Genomic DNA, 18,767 nt, shown 5'->3' on the forward strand with positions numbered 1-18,767 from the left:
TTTGTCAAGAACTTTTTAAGATAATTTATTGCGGCCGAAAAATTCATTCTTCTGCTTTTCAGCGGCATATATTATATTACCACTTTTACCCTCTCTTGTCAAGATGTTTTTACTTTAAAAAAGAAGATAATAATTACAGTTAAACAAATGATATTCTTGCTGCAACGTTTAATATAGTAACATTTAATTTTATAACTGTCAAGAAGTTTTTGGAGTTTATTTAAAATAATTTTATGATAGATAAATTAAAAATGTCATAAATCATATAATATAAGATTAATATGAGTAAAAAGCTTTCTAATTATATAAAAAATAAAATAAGCAGCACAGGATATAATTCCCATACTACTTATTTTTCAGAGCTCTTAAATTCAAGGTTTTATCTTAAAGATTTCTTCAAGAGAAAAATCCTGTTATAAATGATATTAACTTACGCCAGAGTCGCACAATAATATTTGCCCTTGCTACATCTGTAGAAGCAATAACATCTGTTTTGCCTAAAATTTTATCATTATTATATACAGTTAACTCTCCCAGAACTTCTCCTTTTTTAATTGGAGCTGTTAAATTCTCTTTAAGATTGACTTTTTGAGAAATTTCTCTTTCCTGGCCTTTCTGCACCATAACATAAAGTGGAGTTTTAACTTCACCAACTGTTATTTTATCAGCCGCCTGTCTGATTGGTATATTTTGAATTTTATCCCCAGCAGTAGCAATCTTTCGTTTTGAAAAGGCGTTGAAACCATAGTCTAATAATCTGATCGTTGCTTCTTCACGATCGTTGAGTGTTTCTCCCTGCAATACAACTGACAAAAGTCTGGTATCTCCTTTTTTAGCAGTAGCAGCCAGACAATATCCAGCAGCATCAGTATGACCAGTTTTTAAACCATCCATACTAGGGTACTTATTAATTAATGAATTAGTATTAACCAGCATAGCCTCTCTATTTGGCAGCTGAATAGTTTTAGTCCAGATTGATGACCAGTCTAATATTTTTTCATGTTTAATTAATTCTCTTGCCATAATTGAAATATCTCTTGCTGTTGAATAATGATCCGGTTCTGGTAAACCTGTTGAATTTACAAAATTAGTGGAATTCATTCCTAGTTGCTTTGCTTTATCATTCATCATAGCAACAAAATTACTATATGTACCTGCAATATATTCTCCCACAGCCACACTTGCGTCATTAGCAGAAGCAATTGTAATCGCTTCTAAAAGTTTTTCTAATTCAACTTGAGTATTTGCAGCAAGATATATTTGCGAGCCTCCCATTGATTCCGCAAAACGACTAATAGTAACTTTATCTGTAAGTGAAATAGTTCCTGCTTCTATTTTTTCCATAGCAATTAACAAAGTCATTATCTTAGTAATACTTGCTGGTGGCAATTTACGATCAGCATTTTTAGCAAACAAAACCTGTCCTGTATCTTCTTCCAGCAAAATAGCTGAATCAGGTTTAATATCAAAAGCAGCAGTTGGAATAACTACTGTAAAAGTTAACAAAATGCTAGCTATTATAGCTAAAACAATATATTTATTTCTCATTCTAATCCTCCTAATAGATTATTTGTTTTTAATTTTATTTATTATTATTCATTTTTTTTAGCCTGATTCCAAAATTCATCAAGTTCTGCCAGATTATAGTTTTTAAAATCAGAACTATTTTTTGCAACTTTTCTTTCTATATATTTAAATCTACTTTTAAATTTCAAAATAGTCTTTACCAGAGCAACTTCAGGATTTATTTTTTTAAATCGAGCCAAATTAACAACCGCAAAAAGCAGATCACCAATTTCTGACTCCAGTTCTGCCTGAACTAATGAATTATCAATTTCGGAATTTACTTTATTTTGGTTAGAAAACAAAGAATTATCTGGTAGAACCCCCATAATCTCTTTACATTCAGCAAGTTCTTCTTCTATCTTATCAAGCACAGGAGTTAAATTTTTCCAATCAAAACCAACTTTAGCAGCTATTTTTTGAATTTGGTATGCCTGATTTAGGGCAGTTTGTCCTTGATCAAGCTTGTCAACTAAAGAAGGTTGAATGTCTTGAACTTCTTTTTCCTGTTCTTTTATAGCATCCCAATTCTTTAAAACTTGATCTGGATTGTCTACCTCTTTATCTGCAAAAACATGAGGATGGCGCCTAATTAATTTTTCATTCAAAACTCTAGCCACATCTCCTAAATCAAAATCATTTTCCTCAGCAGCAATTTGAGCTTCAAATATAACCTGTAATAATAAATCTCCTAATTCCTCTTTAAAAGAATTAATATCTTGCGACTTAATTGCTTCAACAACTTCATAGGCTTCTTCAATTATATTAGAAGTAAGAGAATCATAGTTTTGTTCTCTGTCCCAGGGACAGCCATCTGGACTTCTTAAAACTTCCATTAGATCTATTACTTTTTCTAATTCCGTTAAAATTTTCGCTTTCTTATCGGCTTGCAATCTAAATCCTCCTCAGTATTTAGTCAATCTCATTTTAGAGCAATATATTTATTAGCAAATAATAAAGATTAGTTACTCTTCCTCCAGCAATCCCCTTTTTAGCAGCAAGGAAGCTAATCTTTCCCCAAAAGCTGGCATAACTGCCAGATCATTATATTTTATTTCTTTTAATAATAACAAAATAAATAAATAAATAAATCCAGCCATAACTATAACTGCAATAGTTGTAAATTGATAAGCATAAATAAAATTAAGCTTAGTTAGCAGAATGAAAACACCTAAATAAGCTAACTTGACAAAACCTGCCATTAATAAAACAGCAATAATCGGTTTCAAAATAAGGCTTTTAAAATCAATTATAAATCCACTTTCTTTTTTGACATAATATAAATTCAAAAAAGCAGCTATTGCAAAACCAATAGTTGTCCCCAGAGCAGCTCCCCGAATTCCAAAAGCAGGTAAAGCAGTTAAAGTATAATTAATAACTGCATTAAACAAAGCCCCCAGCGCCAAATTACGAGCTGGTAATGAAGTTTTTCCAATACCATTTAAAATCCCTGTACTTGTCTGCTGTAAAGCAATAAAAAATACTCCCCAGGAGACAAAACGCAGTGGAACAGCCGCCCCTGGTTCCGAGAATATAATATCAGTAATTGGTTCAGCCAACATAAATAAACCTGTTGCTGCTGGCAGTGATATCAAAACAGTCAACCTCAAAGCAGTTTGTGTCCGATAATTAATTAGTTTTTTTCTTCCCAGAGTAAATGCCTCTGCAATTGCCGGCACAAGACTAGCTGACAATGAAACAGTAATTATAGTCGGAAAGTTAACAAGCGGCATTGCTACAGCTGATAACATTCCATATTGTCTGGTAGCTTGATTAACAAGATAACCGGCTACCTGTAATCTATGAGGAACAAAAATTAAGTCAACTAAACTCATCAAAGGCATTACTAGTGCTCCCAGCGTAATTGGAACACCTAGAGTTACAATATCTTTAACAATTGTTCCTGATTTAATTGTTAGCTGATCTTCACCCCTGGCCAAGAAAGAAAAAATATTTTCTCTCCGTTTATAGTATATAAAAAATAAAACCAATAGTCCACCCAAAGAACCACTTACTGCTCCAAAACTTGCTCCTGCAGCTGCAAATTTAATTCCCGTTGGCACTAAAAAGATTACCAGACTAATCATTGTAATCATTCTAATAAATTGTTCTAAAATTTGAGAAATAGCAGTCGGAACCATATCCTGCATACCTTGAAAGAAGCCACGATAAGCAGCCATAATAGAAACAATAAAAATAGCTGGCGAAATCGCTATTACTGCATAATAGGCTCGAGGATCTAGCGATAATAAATTAAGCAGTGGCTTAGCTACTAAAGCCATAAGTATTGAAATTAAAAGTCCAATAAAGAAACTCATTCGCCTGGCAACTTTAAAGATCTGATAGGCAGCCTTTTTCTCTGAAGCAGCTATTTTATCAGCAATCAATTTAGCCAAAGCAATTGGAATTCCAGATCTTGAAACAACCAGTAAAGTTGTGTAAATAGGATAAGCCATCTGATATAGTCCCATACCTTCTGCACCAATTATCCTGGTTAAAATAATTCGATAAACAAATCCCATTACTCTAGCTGCCAGACCTGCTGCAGTTAAGATCGCTGCTCCTTTGATAAAACTTCCTTTTTTATTTCCTGACATTTAAAACTCCTTTCAGCTTATTTATAGATTTAATTAAGATTTTAAACCTATTTAAAGCTGTTTTAGTTCCTGCAACATTCTATATAACTGCTGGTCAATTCTATTTCTGTCTTTAAATTTAATTAATATTTGAGGTTTCTTGGCAGCTTTTATTTTAATCCTGCGTTTATATTTTTCTCTAAACTTAACTAATTTCCTGCCATCTACTAGATCTGAATTAATAAATTGGCATTTAACTTTAGCTCCATCTTCTTTGATTAAATTAATATTTAAATTTGCTGCTAAAAATTTAATACGTGCTGTATTAATTAATCTCATCACCTCAATTGGTGGCTCTCCAAATCGATCGATTAATTCATCAATTACATCTGTAGCATCTTGTTCATTTTTTATAGATTTTATTTTCTGATAAATCTCAATTTTTCTAGCTTCATATTTAATATACTCATCAGGTAAATAAGCATCAAATTTGAGATCAACTTCAACTGACAACTGCTGCCGATCATTATTTCCTTTTAAGTCTTCAATAGTTCCTTCAAGCAATTTTGTATAAAGAGAAAAACCAACGGCTGCTATATGACCGCTCTGTTCGGGACCAAGCAGGTTACCTGCTCCTCTTATCTCCAAGTCTCGCATTGCAATTTTGAATCCTGATCCTAAAGAAGAAAATTCTTTAATTGCTTCCAGACGTTTTTCTGCTACTTCTGGCAGAATACGTTCCCTCTCATACAGCAAATAAGCATAGGCAATTCTATTAGTTCTACCTACTCTACCACGCAGCTGATAAAGTTGTGATAACCCCATCTTATCTGCCTGATTAATAATAATTGTATTTACATTTTGGATATCAAGTCCTGTTTCAATAATAGTTGTACATACTAAAATATCAAATTGATGATGATAAAAATCATACATTATTTTTTCAAGCCGCTTTTCATTCATCTGACCATGTGCTACAGCAATTTTTGCTTCAGGCATAATTCGCTGTAATTTGCCTGCTATTTTTTCTATATCTGCTACACGATTGTGCACAAAATAAATCTGACCTGATCTAGCTAATTCTCTTCTAACTGCACTGGCAATTAATTCTCTATTATACTCCTTAATAAAAGTTCTAATTGGATACCTATTTTCAGGTGGAGTTTCAATTAAACTCATATCTCTAACTCCAACTAAAGCCATATGTAATGTTCTTGGAATTGGAGTAGCTGTTAAAGTTAAAACATCAACATTTCTTTTTAAATCTTTTAGCTTTTCTTTATGGGTAACACCAAAACGCTGCTCTTCATCAATAATCAATAAACCTAAATCAGCAAAAATGACATCTTTTGAAAGCAACCGATGCGTTCCAATTAAGATATCTATTTCCCCTTTAATCAACTTTTTTAGTGTTTGACGCTGTTCAGCTGCTGAATTAAAGCGGCTTAATATGCCAACTTCAACTGGAAATTCATTAATTCTTTCCGCAAAAGTATTATAGTGCTGCTGGGCTAAAATTGTAGTAGGAACTAAAACTGCAGTCTGTTTTCCAGCTAATGCTGCTTTAAAAGCTGCTCGAATAGCTACCTCAGTCTTTCCATAACCAACATCTCCACATAAAAGTCTATCCATTGGACTAGTTGACTCCATATCTTTTTTCACTGCCTGAATAGCTTTTTTTTGATCTGGAGTTTCTTCAAATGGAAAAGCATCTTCAAATTCCTGCTGCCAGACATCATCAGCTGGAAATTGATATCCAGTTAATGTTTCTCTCTCTGCATATAACTCTAATAATCCAATTGCCATTTCCTTTACTGACTGCTGGACTTTTTCTTTAACTTTTTTCCAATCACTACTACCTAATTTATAAAGTTTTGGTCGTCCAGAATCAGAACCAATATATTTTTGTACTAGATCAATCTTTTCTGTAGGTACATATAGTTTATCTTCACCAGCATATTTCAAAACAAGATAATCTTTATGCTGATCCTGTATTTCTAGAGTTTTCACACCAAGATATTTACCAATCCCGTGATTTTCATGAACTACATAATTTCCTGCTTTAAGATCATTAACACTTGCTACTGCTACTCCATCTTCGAAGTCACCTATTTTGCGTTTTCGTTTTTGTTCACTGCCAAAAACTTCTTTTTCACTAAAAACAGCTAATTTTATATCTTTAAATAGAAACCCCTCTGCCAGACTATCTGCCAAAAGAACTATTCTGCTTTCTGAAAAATCAGTGCCAACCACAAGATTTTTTTCTTCTAAAAACATTTTTACTCTACGCACTTTACTGGCAGAATTTAAAGTAATGGCTATTTTATATTTTTGCTTAAGTAATTTAATCACTTTTTCGCTAAATAACTCTAACTGTCCATGAAACGGTTCTAAAGTAGCAGTATCAAAATGAATTTCGTTTTCTAAAATTTCATTTTGATTAAAAGCTGAATTTATACTAACAATTTTATTTTTAGCTACCTGTTGGGAAAATTCATTTTCAGAGATGAAATTATCTAGATATTCTGGAATAATCATTCCCTGCTCCAATAATCTCTTATAATTATTTGCAATCTCCTGATAATATTCATTTTTTTGCTGCTTTATCTTATCTGGCCTTACAGCAAAAATAATCGATTCTGACAAATAATCAAAGAAATTAGCTGGAGCTTGATAATAAAAAGGTAGAAATTGTTCAAAACCAGGAAATCTCCGTTTTTCCTGTAAATTTTCTAATATTTCAGCAGCTTTTCCCTGCAAATAGCTAGCTGCTTTACTATAATTATTTTTCTCTAGACTTTTTATTGCTTGACTATAGGCAGCTTCTATTTTCGGATAGGCTTTTTCAACAATTTGCTGATTAATCACCAGATTTGCAAAAGGTGGGATAATTGTTTCTTCTATTTTGTTTTTTGATCTTCTTGCCTGCAAATCAATTTCTCGGATTGAATCAACCTCATCACCAAACAACTCCAAGCGAACAGGACATTCTGCCAGTAAAGTAAATATATCAACAATCCCACCTCTAATACTATATTGACCTGGAGCTTCCACCATTTCTTCCCGCTGGTAACCAAGAGCAAATAATTGCTGACTGAATTCTTTTAAATTTAATTCCATGCCAACTTTAATTTTTAAACTGTTCTCTTGATAAACTTTATAAGGTGGGAGTTTTTTAAAAACTGCTCCAGGAGTAGTTAAAATAATCTTTTTTTTAGAACTATCAGCAAAAACTAATTCTGTCAGCACTTTACTTCTTTCACTCATAGTTGTTAAGTCTGGCATTAATTGTTCATGCGGTAGAATCTCTTCTTCTGGAAAAACAAGAAAATCATCTTTACCAATTAATCTAATTAAATCTTCCTGCATTTGCTGCAAATAATAATTATCTGGTAAAAAAAATACAACATCCCGATCTGTTGTCTGTAAGAAATTAACAGCAAAATATGATATTCTACTACCACTTAATCCAGATATTGAACTAGCAGAGCTATTAATGTTTTTGGCAATTTTTTTAAATTTCTGATTTTCTACTAATAAATTTCTAAATTCCATTTGTTTACTCCTTAGTCTAGTTGGATTCCAGTATAAACTTTGTTAGTTATAAATCTACTAAGTATAAATAGATTAATTATGTAAATAATCAAAATAGCTAACAGATAGTTATAGTATAAATTTACTTAGTATTAAAAATGGCAAAATAGCCCCTACATCAGAATGTACGGGCTTATCAATTAAACTTATTCATTGCTTTTATAATTCCATCTTTTAAAAAAGTATCTATTGCAGCAACTGCTTTTTGACTGGTTTCAAAAGCAAGTTTTTTTTCCTTGCCATGAAACTTACTCAGCACAAAATCTGGAACAGGAACATTTTCTGGTGGTCTACCAACACCAATTTTTAAACGCTTAAATTCTTTTGTTCCCAGACTGTTAATAATAGATTTAATCCCATTATGTCCGCCACTACCACCATCTTTTTTAAATCTAAGTTGGCCCAGCTTAAGATCAAGATCATCATGAACAATTAATAAATCAGCTGGTTCTAAATTATAATAATTAACTATTTTCAACAGTGGCCCCCCACTGCGATTCATATATTTCATTGGTTGAAAGATCAGTACTTTCTCTCCCCCAAAGAAAAAATCACCATTTAGACCATCAAATTTAAAACTGCTATTAACAGAGTATTTTTCAGCTAATTCTGCAATAACCATAAATCCTATATTATGCCTGGTCAGAGAATACTCTTCTCCTGGATTACCAAGCCCAGCTATCAACTTCAAAGTTTACCCTCCAACTAAGTAAATTCAAGCACAGTCGCAAAATGACTGTGCCTGTATTTTTACTTTAATTTTATTCTTCTGGTTCAGCTTCTGCTTCTGCGTCAGCTTCTTCCTCTTCTTCACCAATAACTTCTGGTTCTAAGAAGTCTTCGTCTTCTTCTTCCTCTTCTTCAACAACCATTTCTGTAGGTGCAACAATTGTTACAATAACTTCTTCACTATCTGTTACCAGATCAATATCTGGTAAATCAAGATCAGCTACTGCTAAAGATTCGCCCATACCAAGTTCAGAAATATCAAGAGTAATTTCTTCCGGTATTTCAGTTGGAAGAGCCTCAATCTCAATTTCACGTATTAATTGCTGTAATACTCCACCATCACGTACACCTAAAGCATCGCCCTCTAAATGAAGTGGTACAGATACAGTAATTTTTTCGTCCATAGAAATAAATTGAAAATCAACATGAAGCAAATTGCCTTTAATTACATCTTTCTGAAAATCCTTAATAATTACGGTTGCTGCTTCTCCATCTTCTCCGACAAAAGTCAGATCAAAGATAGCATTTGAATGGAGAAGTTTCTCAATATCCAGTGGATCTATTTTAATAGATCTAGGGTCATTTCCTCTTCCATAAACAACACCAGGAATAAGATCTTCTCGTCTAATTTTACGAGCTACACCTTTTCCAGTTTCAGTCCTCAGTTCAGCCTTAATAGAATGTCTCTCCATGACTATCCTCTCCTTGCATAAATTAAATTTCAAGCCAGCTAGTTTAATCTACTGGCAGGTTTACAATAAATAAGACATAACAAATTTTATTATAACATCAAAGCTCAATTTGAGCAAGCCTTTTAAAAAAAATATCTAAAATAATACACTAACTGACAAATCTTTAAAAATCCTATCAATTGCTTCTCCTACTAAAGGAGCTACTGATAATACCTCTAAATTTTCTAAATCATGGTCTTGCTGAGCAATGGTATTAGTAACAATAATCTTAGTAATTGGGGCAGCTTTAAGTCTTTTAATAGCAGGTCCAGAAAAAAGTGCATGTGTACCACAGGCATAAACATCTTTTGCTCCCTTTTCTTTTAATACTTCTGCTGCCGCTGTTATAGTTCCTGCAGTATCAATAATATCATCAAGCAAAATAACATTCTTATCTTTAACTTTTCCGATTACATTCATGACTTCTGCTACATTAGGCTTTGGTCGGCGCTTATCAATAATTGCCATTGGAATATTTAAACTTTCAGCAAAAGAACGCACCCTTTTTACAGATCCTACATCTGGTGCAACTGCTATTAAATCAGATCGCTCAAAATTTTTAAAATAATCGACCATAATCGGAGAAGCATAAAGATGGTCAACTGGTATATCAAAAAATCCCTGGATTTGGGGAGCATGAAAATCAATTGATAAAACTCTTCTGGCCCCAGCTGTAGTTAATAGATTAGCAACTAATTTAGATGTGATCGGATCACGAGGTCGTGCTTTTCGATCTTGTCTAGCATATCCATAATAAGGAATCACTGCAGTTATTCGCCTGGCAGAAGCTCGCCTTAAAGCATCAATAATAATTAATAATTCCATCAGATTCTCGTTTACTGGAGGAGAAGTTGGCTGAATAACAAAGACATCTGCCCCTCGTACAGTTTCATAAGTTCTGACTCCAATTTCACCATCTCTAAATCTGTTAACATCTGCATGAACAAGCTCAGTCCCCAAGTAAGCACAAAGATCTTGAGCAAGTTGAGGATGAGAATTACCAGCAAAAATTTTTAGCTGTTCACTATAACTAGACATCTTCTGGCCTCCCAGATTAATCCTTTTCATAATTATTCCCCTAATCTGATGATTTATAAATTCGGGCAGGTACTCCCATCACAGTAGTGCCCTCTTTCACATCTCTGGTTACAACAGATCCTGCAGCAGTTTTGGCATTATCACCAATATTTAAAGGAGCGATCAAAATAGAGTCACTGCCAATGAAAGCATCCTTACCAACTTTAGTTCTTGATTTTGTTTTTCCATCATAATTAGCAAAAATTGTACCAGCTCCTATATTAGTACGCTCTCCAATTTCAGCATCACCAGCATAAGATAAATGAGGAACTTTAGCTCCATCTCTCACGGTAGTTTTTTTAAGCTCAACAAAATCTCCTATTTTACAATCCTGGCCAACTTTTGATCCAGGTCTTAAATAAGCAAAAGGACCAATATTAGATCTAGCTCCAACTGAACTTGATATAATAACTGTATTAGATAATAAATTGACATTTTCAGCAATTACTGCATCCTGTAAGCGGCAATGAGGATTTATTACTGAACCAGAAGCAATTGTAGTTTTCCCTTCCAGATAGGTAAAGGGATAAATTGTTACATCATTTTCAATTTCAACTTCAACATCGATATAAGTAGTAGCTGGATCAATAATTGTAACACCATTATTAAAATGTTTTTCTATAATTCTTGCTCTAAGTACTTCTTCAGCTTCAGCCTGCTGTTTTCGAGTGTTAATCCCGATTATTTCAGCTGGATCTTCAATTAGATAACTACCTGTCTGGCAATTTTTTTTAGCTGCATAAGCAATTAAATCTGTTAAATAGTATTCATGTTGAGCATTATTATTGTCCATATTATTCAAAAAACTAATCAACAACTTACTATCTACACAATAAACTCCGCTATTAATTTCTTTAATTTGCTTTATTTTTTGATCTGCATCTTTTTCTTCAATTACTCTACTCAAACTACCTTTTTGATCTGTTATAACCCTACCATAACCTGTCGGGTCAGCGAGCTTAGCAGTCAGAATAGTTAAATCTCTACTATTACTAGAATGTTCTGCAACAAATTTAGCCAGAGTTTTCTGCTTCAGTAAAGGTGTATCACCATAAAGAATTAAAACTGGTCCCTGATGATTTTTAATATATTCTGCAGCCTGTTTAACTGCATGACCTGTTCCCAGCTGTTCTTCCTGAATAACATAATTTAAATCAACACCAGCTATTTTATCCAATTCTGTCTGAACTTCATTTTTTTGATATCCAATCACATTAACAATCTTGCTCTGTAAACCATCCAGAGCTGTAATAACATGATTGATAATTGTCTTACCTGCTACTGGGTGGAGTACTTTTATCTGGCTTGATTTCATTCTGGTACCTTTACCAGCAGCCAGAATTATAGTTAATAAGTCATCCATCAATTAACCCTCCCTTATTAAGCAGTGAAAGCCTAATTCTGTTATCAAATAGTTCTTCACTTTCAGCTTTAATAATTTGATTAATTTCAAAGTCAAATTCTGTTCTCGAAAAATCACCATACATTATGTACTCTCTAATTAATAGTGTAAAAAGAGCATCCTGCAATCCATAGTGAACTAAAAAAGCTGGCTTAGAATATGCAGTATCAAGATCAGGCGCTTGATGAGCAAATAATTTATTTACAGTATCATTCAAACCAGCACATCCTAAAATATTAGCTAAATTACTATAATACATTAAATCCATTGTATCATCATAAAAATAAAGTTCAGGAATTCTTTTTCCCAGAGCACTCTCTAGAACTACAACATCAGAATTAAAATTATGACCTACTAAAACTTCCGGCTGATGTGCAGCAATAATCTCACGCAGTTTTGTTATACCTGCTTCAGGACTTAAAGCAGGAGCTATATCTTCATTCGTAAAAATTATTCCTGAATCAATAATCTGATTATTTTCCTGTACAACAAACTGAATTAAATCAAGTTTACTTTTATAATATTCAGTATCAATTGCCATTATCTTTCTGGCTAGAGGTCTTTTGCTCCAGTTAGGATTAGCTTTAAAAGTAACAAGTTCGTCATATAATGAATCAAGGGAAAATAATTTATCCAGTAGATCAGGCTGATTACGAGCTCCAATTAATTTTATTATATCATCACTGCTGGCATTTTTGAATTTTTTTTCAGTTGGATATTTGCGCATTATTTTTTTTAAACGTTTTCCGCGACCAACCACCAGGGCCAGCTTAAATCGATAAAGATCACTACTCATTACATATGGTTGCATTTACTTTTATCCCTCAAATCTAATTAGATATAAACAGGCACTAATATTCCATTATAGCCTTTAATCGCTTGCAGTATAACAGAGAATAGCTGTTTTGTCAAGCTAAAAAACTTAACTGACAACAAGTAATGTGTTGTCAGTTAAGTTTTAGCTAAAATATTAATTCGTAAGTTTTAATTTTTAAGCATCCGGAATAACTTCTTCAGTAAGCGGATCACTAAATTTTTCTAAAACCATTTTTTCTAAATTATCACGTAATTTAGCTGAAATTGGAAAACAAACATCTTTAAAATCACCATTTCTTTTACGACGAGCTGGCATAGAAAGAAAAACGCCATTCTTCCCTTCTACAATACGCATATCTCTAACTACAAAAGATTCATCAAAAGTGACTGTTGCATAAGCTTTAACCATACTACCATTAATATTGACTGGAAAAACTCTGACATCTGTAATTTTCATAATAGCACCACCTCTGGAATTATTTGTTAATTATAATTATAATTCCATTTATTGGAAATGTCAAGAATTTCCATAATTTTTTTCTATAAAATTCCATAACTCATCCTGCTCAGGTAGTTCAAAGCTCTCCTGCTGACCATTTTCAACTATGAAATTTCCGGCTGATAAAAGCTTACCTACTCTAAATATATCAATTCCAGAATTAGCAAAAACAGCTTCCAGATCAAGTTCAGGTGGAGCAGCCATTAACAAAGATCCGGATGAAATTAAACCTGCTGGGTCAAGATCTAATTTAGTACATATTTCAACTACAGAATCATGTGGAACAAAATTATCTTTTTCTATTAAAAATCCTAAATTAGCTGCTGATGCCATTTCTGCAATCGCACCATAAACACCACCTTCAGTAACATCGTGCATTGCTTTAACTCCATTTTGCCTCGCTAATCTACTTTCTGGTAATACACTTAGCTGATTAATAAAATTTAAAACTGAATCAATAGCAGCCTGACTAACACCATTTTTTAACAATAAATTTGGATAGTCATTTGCAAGGATATAACTTCCTTCAATCCCCATTCCTTTACTTATATATAGAATATCACCAGATCGGGCTGCAGAAGTAGCAGCCAACTCTCCTTTAGCAGCTCTACCCAGAGCTGTAATTGTTATAATTGGCTGTTTAACTAAATCTGTAATTTCTGTATGCCCTCCCAGAACTTCAACTCCTAGCTTTTTAGCTGAATCAACAATTTCCTGCATTAAATTTTCTGATTCTGTTGTTCCAAGCTCAGGAGGCAGCATTAAAATAACCTGAATTCCAAACGGTTCCGCTCCAGCAGCAGCTATATCATTACAGGAAACATTAACCGCTAAAAATCCAGCTTTATTAGTTGCGCCAGTAATCGGATCTGAAGATACAACTAAAAGTGAATCACCTATATCTACTACAGCACTATCCTCTCCAATACCAGCAGGAACTAATATATCTGAACGAAAATGATCTATTTTATTTAAAATTACCTGCTTCAATTCTCTACCTGCTAATTTACCAATTTCCAAAATATCACTTCCTAAAATAATTATCAAGATGATGTGAAAGTGGAATAGCTAAAATACCTCCAATTATCATCTGAGCAAAATCAATTCCAATTTCCGGTAAAACTACTGCCCAGCTCAATAAAAACGCCTTTGCAATTGCATAACCTAAAATCATCACATTACCTGCTACAATAATTGCAAAAATTTTACGATCAAATTTTTCTTTACTATTCTGACTGGCTATTTTACCAGCAATAAATCCTTCAAGTCCCTTTATTAAAAAAGTAAACGGAGCCCAGATAGAATAACCTAAAATTAAGTCCATTAGTGCAGCCCCAACTCCACCAGCAATTCCACCAGCTTTGGCACCAAAAGTTAAAGCTATTGTATAAATTGCAACTTCTCCCAGATTGAAGTATGAGCTGCTCGGACCCGGAATATGTAAATAAGTTGCCACAGCTGTAAAAGCAATAAATAGCGCTAAAAAAGAAAGGGACCTGGTATCTAATTTTTTTAAATCAAGCTTTTTGAGATGCTGCTGAATATTCTCTCTACCTGTCATAACTAAACTCCCCTCCACAAATTATTCTTATTTTTATTAAATCCTAATAAGTAGCTATGTACTGATCAATCTCCCAGTTATGAACCTGACGTTTATAAACCGCCCATTCAATTTTTTTAGCTTCCAGAAAATGATGATGAATATGATCACCAAGAGTTTTTTTCATCAAATCACTTGTCTGAAAATATTTTAATGCTTCACTTAAAGAAGAAGGTAAATTTTTAATTCCTCTAGCCCGACGTTCATGATAATTCATCTCATAAATATTATCGATAGTTTGCTCCCCAGGATCAATTTTATTCTTAATTCCGTCTAAACCAGCTTTTAACATAACAGCTGTTGCCAGATAGGGATTAGCCGTTGGATCAGGATTACGCAATTCAAGTCTAGTAGCATCACCACGGGCAGAAGGTACTCTAACTAAAGCACTTCTATTCTGTGCTGACCAGGATATATATACTGGTGCTTCATAGCCAGGAACTAATCTTTTATACGAATTGATAGTTGGATTTAAAATTGCAGTTGTTTCCCGGGCATGTTTTAAGAGACCTCCAATATAATAACGAGCAATTTCACTAAGTCCTAGTTCAGAATCAGGATCATAAAAAACATTTTCTCCATTCTGATAAAGTGATTGATGAACATGCATCCCAGAACCGCTCTCACCATAAATTGGTTTAGGCATAAAAGTAGCATGAAGACCATGCTGCATAGCAATTATTTTAGTTACAAACTTAAAAGTAGCTATATTATCTGCAGTTTTAAGTACAGGAGTATACTTAAAATCAATTTCATGCTGACCAGGAGCAACTTCATGATGAGTAGCTTCTACTTCAAAACCCATTTTTTTGAGTGCTATAACTGTAGCACGCCTGGCTTCTCCGCCTCGATCAATTGGAGATAAATCAAAATAACCTCCTTTATCATGTGTTCTAGTAGTTAAATTACCAACTTCATCTTTTTCAAATAAGAAAAATTCTGGTTCAGGTCCAGCATACATTTGATACCCCATTGTTTCTGCTTCTTTAATAACTTGCTTTAAAACATTCCTGGGACAGCCAGCAAATGGCTCATCAGCTGGAGTATAAATATCACACATCAGTCTTGCAGTCCGCCCACTTTCATTTTCCCAGGGGAAAATAGTAAATGTATCGTAATCAGGCTTAAGATACATATCTGATTCATGAATTCTAGTAAAACCTTCTATTGAAGAACCATCAAACATTATTTCTCCCTCTAAAGCTGCTGGCAGCTGCTCAATAGTTATTGCTACATTTTTTATGATACCTAAAATATCAACAAATTGCAGCCTAATAAATTCCACTTTATTTTCAGCTGCTAAAGCAAGAATTTCTTCTTTACTTAATTTGGCCATCAATTTTCCTCCTCAAATTCTTGATCATTAATGTCATGATCATTAAAAGTAAGTTTTTTTAATAAGGCAAAGCGATTGGAGACAGGATAAAGTGAATCAAGTTCCTCATCAGCATAATCATTAATTGAATCTTCAAATTCACTCAATTGAGCATAAGGATCAATTTCTTTTGCTTGAGGTGTCTTCATTTTTAGGCGAATAGTCTCTATACTATTACCAGCTGCCAGCAATTTTTTGATTTTCAAGAGGCGCTGGAGATCAGATTCAGAAAACAATCTCTGATTGCCTTTACTTCTAGCTGGAAAAATAAGATTTTGCTCATCATAGTAGCGAATTTGACGAGAAGTAAGTCCAGTCCTTTCCTTGGCTTCTCTCATAGTAATATGTTTATCCTTTTTCATCGACATCACTGCTCCTGGTTAAGTTATTTATTGCAGAAAGTATAACACGAATAAAAATAGCTGTCAATCAAATAGATCAGCCTAAATCAATAGCTCGGGATCGTTTCTGCTGCAGTTATAAAGTCAGTTTTTCGCGGCCAATTTTTTGCAGCCTGTTCTGCCTGTTTGGCCAGCGGGTAAACTGCAAAAACACTGGGGCCACTTCCTGACAGTAAAGTAAACTCAGCACCACTTTCTTTAAGCAGTTCTTCTACTTCTTTAATTTGCGGACATAAACTTTCAGCAGCAGGCTGTAGATCATTCTTATAATCTAAACTCCAATTAACTTTTTCTTCAAATTTTAAATTTTTTAATATGGCTTCAAAATTAAACTCAGATTCTGCAGCTAAATTATCATATTGCTTATACACGGTAGGTGTTGCTAATTTAACTGCTGGAGTAACTACTAGTAAGTGTTTTTTATCTAACTCAGGTAATTGTTCTAAAACTTCCCCTCGACCAGTTGCATAGACAGTTCCGCCATGCAGGCAATAAGGTATATCAGAACCAAGCTGAGCCAGCAGCGATTTCACTTTAGCAGTTTGCTCTTCCAATTCAAAAAGTTTATATAAACCTCTCATTACTGCAGCAGCATCAGCACTGCCGCCTGCTAATCCAGCTGCAATAGGAATATTTTTTTCCAAGTATATTTCAACTCCACCTTCAACCTGGTTAGCAGAAAAAAAACTCTCTGCAGCCTTAAATGCCAGGTTAGAATTATCAAGTGGTAATTCATTACTAGAACTGCTTAAACTAATCCCCTCGGAGCTTTTACTAAGCTTAATCTTGTCGGCAAGAGAAATACTTTGCATAATCATTTTTAATTCATGAAAACCATCTTCTCTTAATTTCTGGACCTGTAAAGCTAAATTTATCTTTGCCGGAGCATTTAAAACTAAACTATCCATATTTGACCCCCAATAAATTTTAGTTTAAAAACTTTATTATTTATGATATTATTATTTTTGTAAAATTGACCTTCAGTCATTAAAAATCGAGTAAAGGAGACTAAAATGAAAACTAATAAAATGATCCAATCTGCAATGTTAATTGCATTAACAGCAGTAGGAGCCTATTTAATAATACCTTTACCTTTTTCTCCTGTACCAATAACCTTACAAACTTTTTTCATTTTACTTGCCGGCAGATTACTTGGTGCAAAATATGCTATGCTAAGTCAGTTGGGCTATCTTATCCTGGGAGCTGTTGGTTTACCAATTTTTGCTGGTGGAGCTGCTGGCCCAGGTATTCTAGCTGGTCCAACAGGTGGGTTTTTAATCGGATTTATAGCTATGGCAGGTTTAGCTGGAATAAAAACCAATGATAAAAGACAAAGTTTTTTTATCTGTACAGCTGCAATAATCACTGACTACATAATTGGTTGCTTATATTTTATGCTGCTAACTGGAAATAACTTTTTAGCTGCTTTAACTATGACAATTATACCTTTTATTCCAGGTGACATATTTAAAATAACCCTTGTTATATTTATTGCTCCTATAATTAAACGTAGTTTAGCCAGACACTAATTTAAATAAAATACCACCCATATGGGTGGTATTTTATTATCTAAATGGCCCTTCTTTAAAATAAAAGAAATGCTGTCTAAAATTAGGTGAAATATTAAACGATGGTTGGCTGCTCAAATAATAAGTTAACCAAACAGTTAAAATAATTAAGAGTAATGGAACCAGAAACCAAAATTTACTTTCTTGTAACAAAACATGAAAACCTAAAATTATCACTAAAATTGGCCAATAGGTGTGCATAAACCAGAAAAAACTGAAGGTATACTGACCCAAATTAGCTCCTAAAAATAAAACACCGAACAAGATTAAACAAAGAGCCAGCAAAGTTCTATCACGATTTTTATTCACTGTTATCACCTTTAAGTAATAAAATACCTCCAATAATCAAAAGTAACGGCCAATATTTTTCCCAATAAAAATCTGGTAACCAGATATCAAGTAAAAAAATTAGTCCTACAACAATTAAAATTACGGCTAGAAGTTGCCTTCTTCTGGCTGCTATTTCTGACTCTTCAGCCTGTTTATTAACTTTGGTTTCTGTAGTAAAATCAAAATCTTTATCAGCTGTTCTACTTTGATAGTCTGATTGAACCGGATAATAAGTAGTAGAATTATAAGCTGTTTCGTGCTCAGGCTCTTCTCTCATTATTAACCAGGCCAATAAGTAGGCAATCAAACCAACCCCATAAAATAAAAATATCAAGAGTACTCCTAACCTAACTAATGTAGAATCAATGTTAAAATACTCAGCTAAGCCTCCACATACTCCTGCAATTTTTTTATCTGTACGTGATCTATAAAGTCTTTTTTTCATTATTATCTTCCTTTCTAACTACAGCAAAAAACTAATTAATTAACGGTTACTATGTCTATAG

At 33.4% G+C, this 18,767-nt stretch carries 18 protein-coding genes; 1 reads left to right on the forward strand and 17 read right to left on the reverse strand.

All coding sequences use genetic code 11. The features are described 5' to 3' along the window. Positions 1–396 precede the first annotated feature (396 nt). The 15 genes from BMZ74_RS06420 to ispE form a co-directional block, all read right to left on the reverse strand. Positions 397–1,548: a D-alanyl-D-alanine carboxypeptidase family protein gene (locus BMZ74_RS06420; RefSeq protein ID WP_089861198.1), complete on the reverse strand. Its 1,152-nt coding sequence runs from the start codon at positions 1,546–1,548 to the stop codon at positions 397–399. Positions 1,549–1,592: 44 nt separating this feature from the next. Then, a complete protein-coding gene (gene mazG, locus BMZ74_RS06425) occupies positions 1,593–2,456 on the reverse strand; it encodes a nucleoside triphosphate pyrophosphohydrolase (RefSeq protein ID WP_089861200.1) in 864 nt (287 codons plus the stop codon). 72 nt (positions 2,457–2,528) lie between these two features. Next, positions 2,529–4,160 (reverse strand): putative polysaccharide biosynthesis protein, encoded by a 1,632-nt coding sequence (locus BMZ74_RS06430; RefSeq protein ID WP_089861202.1) that lies wholly within the window; start codon positions 4,158–4,160, stop codon positions 2,529–2,531. Positions 4,161–4,211: 51 nt separating this feature from the next. Continuing rightward, positions 4,212–7,694 (reverse strand): transcription-repair coupling factor, encoded by a 3,483-nt coding sequence (gene mfd / locus BMZ74_RS06435; RefSeq protein WP_089861204.1) that lies wholly within the window; start codon positions 7,692–7,694, stop codon positions 4,212–4,214. A 175-nt stretch (positions 7,695–7,869) separates the two neighbouring features. Then, positions 7,870–8,424 (reverse strand): aminoacyl-tRNA hydrolase, encoded by a 555-nt coding sequence (pth, locus tag BMZ74_RS06440; RefSeq protein WP_089861206.1) that lies wholly within the window; start codon positions 8,422–8,424, stop codon positions 7,870–7,872. A gap of 70 nt (positions 8,425–8,494) precedes the next feature. Further along, complete coding sequence (locus tag BMZ74_RS06445) at positions 8,495–9,154, reverse strand: 50S ribosomal protein L25 (protein WP_089861208.1); 660 nt, start codon at positions 9,152–9,154, stop codon at positions 8,495–8,497. A gap of 135 nt (positions 9,155–9,289) precedes the next feature. Then, positions 9,290–10,231 carry a ribose-phosphate diphosphokinase gene (locus BMZ74_RS06450; protein WP_089861311.1) on the reverse strand — a complete coding sequence of 314 codons (942 nt, stop codon included), beginning with the start codon at positions 10,229–10,231 and terminating at the stop codon, positions 9,290–9,292. 40 nt (positions 10,232–10,271) lie between these two features. Further along, the gene (glmU, locus tag BMZ74_RS06455) at positions 10,272–11,633 is read right to left on the reverse strand and encodes a bifunctional UDP-N-acetylglucosamine diphosphorylase/glucosamine-1-phosphate N-acetyltransferase GlmU (RefSeq protein WP_089861210.1); all 1,362 of its coding nucleotides are present in this window, start codon (positions 11,631–11,633) and stop codon (positions 10,272–10,274) included. Beyond that, positions 11,626–12,483 (reverse strand): 3'-5' exonuclease family protein, encoded by an 858-nt coding sequence (locus tag BMZ74_RS06460; RefSeq protein ID WP_089861212.1) that lies wholly within the window; start codon positions 12,481–12,483, stop codon positions 11,626–11,628. Before BMZ74_RS06460 ends, glmU begins: the two co-directional genes overlap by 8 nt. A gap of 180 nt (positions 12,484–12,663) precedes the next feature. Then, complete coding sequence (locus BMZ74_RS06465; RefSeq protein ID WP_089861214.1) at positions 12,664–12,945, reverse strand: SpoVG family protein; 282 nt, start codon at positions 12,943–12,945, stop codon at positions 12,664–12,666. A gap of 60 nt (positions 12,946–13,005) precedes the next feature. Continuing rightward, a complete protein-coding gene (locus BMZ74_RS06470; protein WP_089861313.1) occupies positions 13,006–14,007 on the reverse strand; it encodes an AIR synthase family protein in 1,002 nt (333 codons plus the stop codon). Positions 14,008–14,011: 4 nt separating this feature from the next. Further along, positions 14,012–14,548, reverse strand: coding sequence for an ECF transporter S component (locus BMZ74_RS06475; protein ID WP_089861217.1), 537 nt, complete (start codon positions 14,546–14,548; stop codon positions 14,012–14,014). 43 nt (positions 14,549–14,591) lie between these two features. Next, positions 14,592–15,923 (reverse strand): type I glutamate--ammonia ligase, encoded by a 1,332-nt coding sequence (gene glnA / locus BMZ74_RS06480; protein WP_089861219.1) that lies wholly within the window; start codon positions 15,921–15,923, stop codon positions 14,592–14,594. Further along, positions 15,923–16,324, reverse strand: a complete 402-nt coding sequence (locus BMZ74_RS06485) for a MerR family transcriptional regulator (protein ID WP_089861221.1) — start codon at positions 16,322–16,324, stop codon at positions 15,923–15,925. Before BMZ74_RS06485 ends, glnA begins: the two co-directional genes overlap by 1 nt. 86 nt (positions 16,325–16,410) lie before the next feature. Further along, positions 16,411–17,271 carry a 4-(cytidine 5'-diphospho)-2-C-methyl-D-erythritol kinase gene (gene ispE, locus BMZ74_RS06490; RefSeq protein ID WP_089861223.1) on the reverse strand — a complete coding sequence of 287 codons (861 nt, stop codon included), beginning with the start codon at positions 17,269–17,271 and terminating at the stop codon, positions 16,411–16,413. Between the two features lie 105 nt (positions 17,272–17,376). On the opposite strand from ispE, the gene BMZ74_RS06495 reads away from it, so the two are divergent. Then, positions 17,377–17,892 carry a biotin transporter BioY gene (locus BMZ74_RS06495; protein WP_089861225.1) on the forward strand — a complete coding sequence of 172 codons (516 nt, stop codon included), beginning with the start codon at positions 17,377–17,379 and terminating at the stop codon, positions 17,890–17,892. A 36-nt stretch (positions 17,893–17,928) separates the two neighbouring features. Here the strand turns inward: BMZ74_RS06495 and BMZ74_RS06500 are convergent, their stop codons facing one another. Both BMZ74_RS06500 and BMZ74_RS06505 read right to left on the reverse strand, forming a co-directional pair. Beyond that, positions 17,929–18,240 (reverse strand): LiaI-LiaF-like domain-containing protein, encoded by a 312-nt coding sequence (locus tag BMZ74_RS06500; protein ID WP_089861227.1) that lies wholly within the window; start codon positions 18,238–18,240, stop codon positions 17,929–17,931. Further along, a complete protein-coding gene (locus BMZ74_RS06505) occupies positions 18,233–18,706 on the reverse strand; it encodes a PspC domain-containing protein (protein WP_089861229.1) in 474 nt (157 codons plus the stop codon). The genes BMZ74_RS06500 and BMZ74_RS06505 overlap by 8 nt, the downstream gene beginning before the upstream one ends. Positions 18,707–18,767 lie beyond the last annotated feature (61 nt).

This window comes from Halanaerobium salsuginis (assembly GCF_900114545.1).
GTDB classification, from domain to species: domain Bacteria; phylum Bacillota; class Halanaerobiia; order Halanaerobiales; family Halanaerobiaceae; genus Halanaerobium; species Halanaerobium salsuginis.

Bases quoted from the DNA above. Each gene is read 5' to 3' on its own strand.
- BMZ74_RS06420 (WP_089861198.1), bottom strand. From the start codon at position 1,548: ATGAGAAATAAATATATTGTTTTAGCTATAATAGCTAGCATTTTGTTA.
- BMZ74_RS06430 (WP_089861202.1), bottom strand. From the start codon at position 4,160: ATGTCAGGAAATAAAAAAGGAAGTTTTATCAAAGGAGCAGCGATCTTA.
- mfd (WP_089861204.1), bottom strand. From the start codon at position 7,694: ATGGAATTTAGAAATTTATTAGTAGAAAATCAGAAATTTAAAAAAATT.
- BMZ74_RS06445 (WP_089861208.1), bottom strand. From the start codon at position 9,154: ATGGAGAGACATTCTATTAAGGCTGAACTGAGGACTGAAACTGGAAAA.
- BMZ74_RS06450 (WP_089861311.1), bottom strand. From the start codon at position 10,231: ATGTCTAGTTATAGTGAACAGCTAAAAATTTTTGCTGGTAATTCTCAT.
- glmU (WP_089861210.1), bottom strand. From the start codon at position 11,633: ATGGATGACTTATTAACTATAATTCTGGCTGCTGGTAAAGGTACCAGA.
- BMZ74_RS06460 (WP_089861212.1), bottom strand. From the start codon at position 12,483: ATGCAACCATATGTAATGAGTAGTGATCTTTATCGATTTAAGCTGGCC.
- BMZ74_RS06465 (WP_089861214.1), bottom strand. From the start codon at position 12,945: ATGAAAATTACAGATGTCAGAGTTTTTCCAGTCAATATTAATGGTAGT.
- BMZ74_RS06475 (WP_089861217.1), bottom strand. From the start codon at position 14,548: ATGACAGGTAGAGAGAATATTCAGCAGCATCTCAAAAAGCTTGATTTA.
- glnA (WP_089861219.1), bottom strand. From the start codon at position 15,923: ATGGCCAAATTAAGTAAAGAAGAAATTCTTGCTTTAGCAGCTGAAAAT.
- BMZ74_RS06485 (WP_089861221.1), bottom strand. From the start codon at position 16,324: ATGAAAAAGGATAAACATATTACTATGAGAGAAGCCAAGGAAAGGACT.
- ispE (WP_089861223.1), bottom strand. From the start codon at position 17,271: ATGGATAGTTTAGTTTTAAATGCTCCGGCAAAGATAAATTTAGCTTTA.
- BMZ74_RS06495 (WP_089861225.1), top strand. From the start codon at position 17,377: ATGAAAACTAATAAAATGATCCAATCTGCAATGTTAATTGCATTAACA.
- BMZ74_RS06505 (WP_089861229.1), bottom strand. From the start codon at position 18,706: ATGAAAAAAAGACTTTATAGATCACGTACAGATAAAAAAATTGCAGGA.